The organism is Vibrio sp. V03_P4A6T147, assembly GCF_002241085.1.
Taxonomy (GTDB): Bacteria; Pseudomonadota; Gammaproteobacteria; order Enterobacterales; family Vibrionaceae; genus Vibrio; species Vibrio anguillarum.
Window position 1 is genome coordinate 1 of the sequence record NZ_NDIO01000174.1, and the last position, 6,800, is coordinate 6,800.

The following is a 6,800-nucleotide window of genomic DNA, read 5'->3' on the forward strand; positions in this document are numbered from 1 at the left end:
ATTTATTGACTGAGCAAATGGTTATCTTAGTTGCGATTTAACTATCCAATGAGAAAATTATGACAACGAAAATTTCATACCTTACCCTACTGGCACTGCTTTGCTCTCCCCTTACCAGTGCGCAGACAGAAAATAGTAACGCTGAGCAACCATCAAGCCATGTGACATGTCGCGCTCACAACCTGACTCTGAATTTAACCACCGATCAATACGCTTCTGAAACAAGTTGGGAAATAAAAAACAGCCTCTCACAGGTTATTTATGCGGGTAATAATTACTCAGACTCCACATCTTATAGCCAAGAAATATGCTTATCGGATGGTGAATATCAATTCACCATCCATGACAGTTATGGTGATGGTATTTGCTGTGGCTCTGGCAATGGCCTTTATTCCTTAGCCAAAGGCTCGGAAATACTGGCCTCTGGTGGAGAATTTCAATACAACCAATCAAACAGCTTATTACTTGGTGAATCAACACCTCCCGCTAACCATGACTATTATCAAGCCGCGATAGGAAAAACAGGTTTTGAACTAAAAACGGCCTTATACAACATCATAAAGAATCATAATAGCCGCGGTTATTCCGCAATTTGGACACTATTACAAAATGCAGACATAGATAACTACTATGAGAATGACGGTTCAATGTTAGATATCTATTCTGAGAAACCTGACAACAACGACAGTGTTAGTTTTACTAAAGTCAGCGATCAGTGTGGTCAGTATCGACGAGAAGGCGATTGTTACAATAGGGAACACTCATTTCCTAAAAGTTGGTTTGGGGGCAGCGTTGAGCCAATGAATTCCGACGGTCACCACTTGTTTGCCACTGATGGTTTTGTCAATGCAAAACGCAGTAACTGGCCATTTGGCGAAGTTGGTCATATCACTTATACCTCAAGTAATGGTTCAAAACTTGGCAGTGCAAGCAATACGCTAGGTTATAATGGCACCGTATTTGAGCCTATTGATGAATTTAAAGGCGATCTAGCGCGCGCCTATTTTTACATAGCAACCCGCTACGAGAACCGTATCGGCAGCTGGCAAGGAAATACTGACAACGCTGATGCCATACTTGATGGTACTAGTACCGTGGTTTTTGAAGCTTGGGCTCTGGCTATGCTAAAGCGTTGGCACCAAGAAGATCCTGTGAGTGCTAAAGAACGCCAGCGCAATGACGCCGTTTATCAATTTCAAGGTAACCGAAATCCCTATATCGATCATCCTGAATATGTAAGCCAAATTTGGGGTCATTAGGCTCTTTATATTGGGTAAGTAGATAGGCGCGATAGTAGTGCCTATCTACTTGTTATTTATTGTTTGTTGTTCGGAATTGTCTACTGGTATTAGCCTTTATAAATACAACCCGCCGTGCAGGTTTCTTTAATTTCAACTTTGCTGAGCAGTGGTAAGCTTGGCTTTAATTGTTGCCAAATCCATTTCGCAAGCACTTCACTGGTTGGGTTCTCTAACCCTTCAATGTCATTCAAGTAATAGTGATCTAAACGATCATAAATAGGTTTAAATATCGCTTTAATTTCAGAAAAATCAATCACCCAACCAGTATGAGGATCGACCTCACCTTCTACATACAGACGAACTAAAAAAGAGTGCCCATGTAAACGGCCGCACTTATGCCCTGCAGGTACATGAGGTAAACGATGCGCGGCTTCAAACATAAACTCTTTGTATAATTCTGTTTTCATCTTGGTTCTCAAGCTTTTAAAAGAGAGGCAATACTAAGGAATATAGACTCACGAAACAAGTTTCTAGGCAGCTTTGTTTACATTGCAAGACAGATGAAACCGTACAATTTATCACAGTGATACAACGGAAAATCCCACGCCTTTGAGTGATATTTTAAGCATTAATAGGGAATCATGACGTGCCACATCACATTTGTTAAACCTATAGTATGTATAGGGTCACACTCCAAAGACTACAACTTTTGCACTAGTGCATATTAACGCTATATTTACACTGTCACCCTCTCAATAATAATAAAATTATCATGAACTCACCAATTACGTCTAAATTGCTACTTACGCTCATCACCGTTTTTGCTTTTGTATTAACGGTATCAACCAGCTATCAATATATACAACAACGTGACCTTCTCAATTCGGTGTTGAGCGAGCAGTTACACGATAAAGCGAGTAACTACTTTGATAGCCTCAATATGATGATGTTGACTGGTACCATGGCTCAGAAAGAGACCTTGCGCCAAAAGGCACTCGCGCAAGATGGTATTGAACAGGTGCGAGTATTACGTTCAGAGGCGGTCAGTAAACTTTATGGTCCTGGAAAAGAAAATCAACAGCCAATGGACGAGATAGATAAACGCGCACTGGCCGGGGAAACCGTCATTGAACCATTCAATGCTTCCTGGGGGAAAGGATTGGTCGTCGCCTTACCGATGAAATCAAGCCTAGATTACCGAGGCACAAACTGCGTATCTTGTCATATGGCGGAAGAAGGAACCGTTTTAGGAGCTATTCGTCTTGAATATAACCTGAGCCATGTAAACCAAATGATCAGTACTCACACTGTCATTGCCGTTATTATTATGGCTTCCATTGCCTTTATCGGATTTATGATCACGCTTTTTTTGATCCGCAAGATGATTGTTCGCCCTATCCAGCATACGTCACGATTCATGTGTGAAATCAGTAAGAGCAAAGATTTATCAAAACGGCTTATCAGCACCAAAAAAGATGAACTCGGACAACTCGCGGTCTCCATCAACTCTTTAATGGACACGGTTTCGGACAGTTTGGCAAAAGTGCAAGAGACCTCTCATTCGCTTGCCGATTCAGCAAACCAGTTAACCGACGTAGCACAAACAACCAACCAAGCGGCAAAAAATCAGCAGCGTGAAACCTCTGACGTTCAGCTCAATATTGAAGAGATGCAATCTCAACAACAGACGGTTAATCAAGCTACCGTTGATGCATCAAAGCTTATCAAACATACCGCTAATGTCGCTCAACAAAGTGCACAGCAAGCACATACAGCTAGCGCAGATATCAAAGGTTTGGTAAGCGATATCGAGTCCGTGAAAGATAAAATTTCTGAACTTAATAATCAGACAGGGCTGGTTTCCTCCATTCTTGAAACGATTAAAAGTATCGCCGAACAAACTAATTTGCTGGCTTTAAACGCGGCGATTGAAGCAGCACGAGCGGGTGAACAAGGAAGAGGCTTTGCGGTCGTGGCCGATGAAGTGCGAAAACTCGCCTCACGAACAGCAGAAGCGACTGGAAACATTGAGAAAATCATCGCTCAATTCCAACGTGACAGTGAAACATCGCTCGCCTCAGTTGATTTGGTTTGCTCACATGCGCATCAACGTTCAAATGAAGTCGAAGTTTTATCTTCCGCAATGAGTAATGCCGTACAAGAGATGCAGCAGGTGCTTGATCATGCAAACAATATTCAAGATCAAACACGAACGACCACACAAGTCAGCCAAGAAATTCAAGGGAAGATCGAAGTCATTACTCGACATGCTGATGATACGTCTCAATCGGCAACGCAAACCCGAGAAATCAGCGTCAATTTAAAACAGCTATCGCAGCGCTTAGAAACATTGATGAATCAATTTACGCTTTCTGCTAAGAATTCGGCCACGAATCGACAATAAAGGTTGATGCGAACGAATTGACAGGTAATATGTGCCATTGAATTAAAAAGTAATAAGCAACCCAATGTTTCGCTTGTTTTTTGTCCACTTTATAGAGTGAGAATACCTTTGAACATTGGGTTGAATTTTTACCTCAATGGAGACTATATCAAACATGACTTACGCGCCTGTAACAGACGTATTGAGCGGTAAGCTAGCCGTTGACAGTGAAGTGACTGTCCGAGGCTGGATTCGTTCTCGTCGTGATTCCAAAGCTGGAATCTCTTTTCTTGCCATTTATGACGGCTCTTGTTTCGACCCGATTCAGGCCGTGGTCCCTAATAATCTGAATAATTACAATGACGAAGTGCTAAAGCTCACTACTGGCTGCTCTGTCGAAGTAACAGGTAAGATTGTTGAGTCCCCTGCTTCTGGTCAAGCATTTGAACTTGCAGCAACTGAGGTGAAGGTTGTTGGCTGGGTTGAAGATGCTGAAACCTACCCAATGGCAAAAACTCGCCATTCAATTGAATATCTTCGTGAAGTGGCGCATCTTCGCCCACGTACCAACGTGATTGGCGCAGTGGCTCGTGTACGTAACTCCCTTTCTCAAGCCATCCACCGCTTTTACCACGAGCAAGGTTATTTCTGGATGTCAGCGCCGCTGATTACCGCTTCTGATGCAGAAGGTGCGGGTGAAATGTTCCGTGTTTCAACGCTGGATTTCGCTAACCTTCCTCGTACTGAGCAAGGCAATGTCGATTTCAATGAAGACTTCTTCGGCAAAGAGACATTTCTTACAGTTTCAGGACAGTTAAATGCCGAAGCGTATGCTTGTGCATTAAGCAAAGTGTACACTTTTGGCCCAACGTTCCGTGCTGAAAATTCAAACACGAGCCGCCACCTTGCAGAATTTTGGATGGTAGAGCCAGAAGTCGCGTTTGCTGATCTAAACGATGTCGCGAAACTGGCTGAAGATATGCTGAAGTATGTCTTCAAAGCCGTTCTTGAAGAACGTCGTGATGACCTTGAGTTTTTTGCTTCGCGTATCGACAAAGAGGCAATTACTCGCCTTGAGCAGTTCGTTAATTCAGATTTTGCGCAAGTAGACTATACCGATGCTGTGAAGATCCTAATCGATTCAGGTCGTAAGTTTGAATTTGATGTTGAATGGGGCATTGATCTTTCTTCTGAACACGAGCGCTTCCTTGCTGAAGAGCACTTCAAAGCGCCTGTAATCGTCAAGAACTACCCTAAAGACATTAAAGCATTTTACATGCGTCTAAACGACGATGGTAAAACTGTCGCTGCAATGGATGTTCTTGCCCCAGGTATTGGTGAAATCATCGGTGGCTCTCAACGTGAAGAACGTTTAGATGTTCTTGATGCGCGTATGATTGAAATGGGCATAGATCCTGAACATATGAGTTGGTATCGCGACTTACGTCGTTACGGTACTGTACCGCACGCGGGTTTCGGCCTTGGCTTTGAGCGCTTAGTATCCTATGTGACCGGTATGGGCAACGTGCGTGATGTGATTCCTTTCCCACGTACACCACGCTCTGCAAACTTCTAAAAATCAAACACGATTTTTAAAAACCACCGACGTTAAACTCGGTGGTTTTTTTATTTCCCCAACAATCAGTGTTCACTCTCAATAACAATAGAGTGAATTTCAAATAAACATGAGATCAAAATCACCTCAATTTCATCTTCCTTTGTTACATTTAGTTCAATTACATGATCATGTTCACTCTATTGTGCTATGCAACCGAGTTACATTAACCACGTATTCAGATCAATCCATGGCGAGAACTTATATGAAAAAAAATGATGTAGATAATTTGCAGTACAATGGTGAAACAAACGGTGTTCATGGCTGGATGACCCCTTCTGGTCAACCTTACTACTGGCATCCTGATTGGCTTCATATCGCAGAAGATGCTACTGGCTTAAAGCCTAAACAAGCGTTGGATGTGGCAGAAAATGAGCAAGCAACAAAAAAACATGCCGTGTCGGCTATTTTGAAGCATATCAATCAATGGGCTTCAGAAAAGCTCGCCGAACACCCTGAAATAGAAACCGAAGCCATCGAATCTCAAATTGGCTTAAAAAAGTAACTACTACGACTTGTTGGGAGCGTCTCAACAAGTCGGTTTCAACTAAAAATAAATGAAGATCTAATCTACAAGTGCCTCGATGAAGCTCGTTGCAATATTTCCTGCGCTATTTGATTGAGTGGTAGCACCGAACAAGCACCACCACGTTCGATTGCCTCTTTGGGCATACCAAAAACGATACAGCTTGCTTCATCTTGTGCAACTGTATAGGCACCGCTCTCTTTCAACTCATGCAAACCTCGTGCGCCATCATCTCCCATTCCCGTCAAAATAAAACCGACAGCGTTAGGGCCTACATGCTTTGCCGCTGAGCGAAAAAGTACATCGACTGATGGTTTATGCCTGTTAACTACGGGGCCATCTTTGATTTCGACTTGATAATGTGCACCACTTCGATTCAGTTGCATGTGACGGCCACCCGGAGCGATCAATGCCAACCCCGGAAGAACTCGGTCGCCATTCTTTGCTTCCCTGACCTCTATTTGACAAAGCCCATTGAGCCGGTCAGCAAACATCGCGGTAAATTTTTCGGGCATATGTTGCACGATAACAATCCCCGGAGAGACTGCTGGCAATGCTGTTAAGATCGCTTCTAAAGCTTGTGTCCCACCTGTAGATGTGCCGATCACGACCACTTTTTGTGTGGTCTTCAATGTTAATGTCGAGTGATTCGGATTCGGCATTGTTTGCTGTACTTTCTTGAGTACATGAGGTTTGGGTTTAACAATATTTTCTAGCTTTGCTTGTGCGGCGGCGCGCACCGCACTTAACATTTCCTGCCGACTTTCTTGTAGAAAATCTTTCAACCCTGCTTTGGGTTTAGTGATAATCGTCAACGCACCCGCTTGCAATGCTTGCATAGTCACTTCCGCACCACGTTCCGTCAGTGTAGAACAAATGATGACAGGCGTCGGATGCTCCGCCATCAGTTGCTTAAGAAACGTAATACCATCCATACGAGGCATTTCTACATCTAAAATAATCACATCTGGCCATTGAACAGCCATTTTTTTTTGAGCGAATATGGGATCAGAAGCGGGAGTAAGCACTTCAATA

General features: G+C 43.1%; 6 protein-coding genes. 4 read left to right on the forward strand and 2 right to left on the reverse strand.

What is annotated here, in order from left to right; genetic code table 11:
- Positions 1 to 59 precede the first annotated feature (59 nt).
- Positions 60 to 1,259 carry an endonuclease gene (locus B9J84_RS06770; protein WP_064625287.1) on the forward strand — a complete coding sequence of 400 codons (1,200 nt, stop codon included), beginning with the start codon at positions 60 to 62 and terminating at the stop codon, positions 1,257 to 1,259.
- An 89-nt stretch (positions 1,260 to 1,348) separates the two neighbouring features.
- Here B9J84_RS06770 and queD read toward each other — a convergent pair whose 3' ends face one another.
- A complete protein-coding gene (gene queD / locus B9J84_RS06775; protein ID WP_010320709.1) occupies positions 1,349 to 1,708 on the reverse strand; it encodes a 6-carboxytetrahydropterin synthase QueD in 360 nt (119 codons plus the stop codon).
- Between the two features lie 305 nt (positions 1,709 to 2,013).
- Between queD and B9J84_RS06780 the strand changes: the two genes are divergently transcribed.
- From B9J84_RS06780 to B9J84_RS06790, 3 genes are all read left to right on the forward strand, one after another.
- Positions 2,014 to 3,645 (forward strand): methyl-accepting chemotaxis protein, encoded by a 1,632-nt coding sequence (locus B9J84_RS06780; protein WP_094123818.1) that lies wholly within the window; start codon positions 2,014 to 2,016, stop codon positions 3,643 to 3,645.
- A 154-nt stretch (positions 3,646 to 3,799) separates the two neighbouring features.
- Positions 3,800 to 5,200: an asparagine--tRNA ligase gene (gene asnS / locus B9J84_RS06785; protein WP_026028293.1), complete on the forward strand. Its 1,401-nt coding sequence runs from the start codon at positions 3,800 to 3,802 to the stop codon at positions 5,198 to 5,200.
- A gap of 244 nt (positions 5,201 to 5,444) precedes the next feature.
- Positions 5,445 to 5,744, forward strand: a complete 300-nt coding sequence (locus B9J84_RS06790; protein ID WP_017043621.1) for a hypothetical protein — start codon at positions 5,445 to 5,447, stop codon at positions 5,742 to 5,744.
- A gap of 65 nt (positions 5,745 to 5,809) precedes the next feature.
- Here the strand turns inward: B9J84_RS06790 and B9J84_RS06795 are convergent, their stop codons facing one another.
- Positions 5,810 to 6,799: a chemotaxis response regulator protein-glutamate methylesterase gene (locus tag B9J84_RS06795; protein ID WP_404206494.1), complete on the reverse strand. Its 990-nt coding sequence runs from the start codon at positions 6,797 to 6,799 to the stop codon at positions 5,810 to 5,812.
- Position 6,800: the final 1 nt, after the last annotated feature.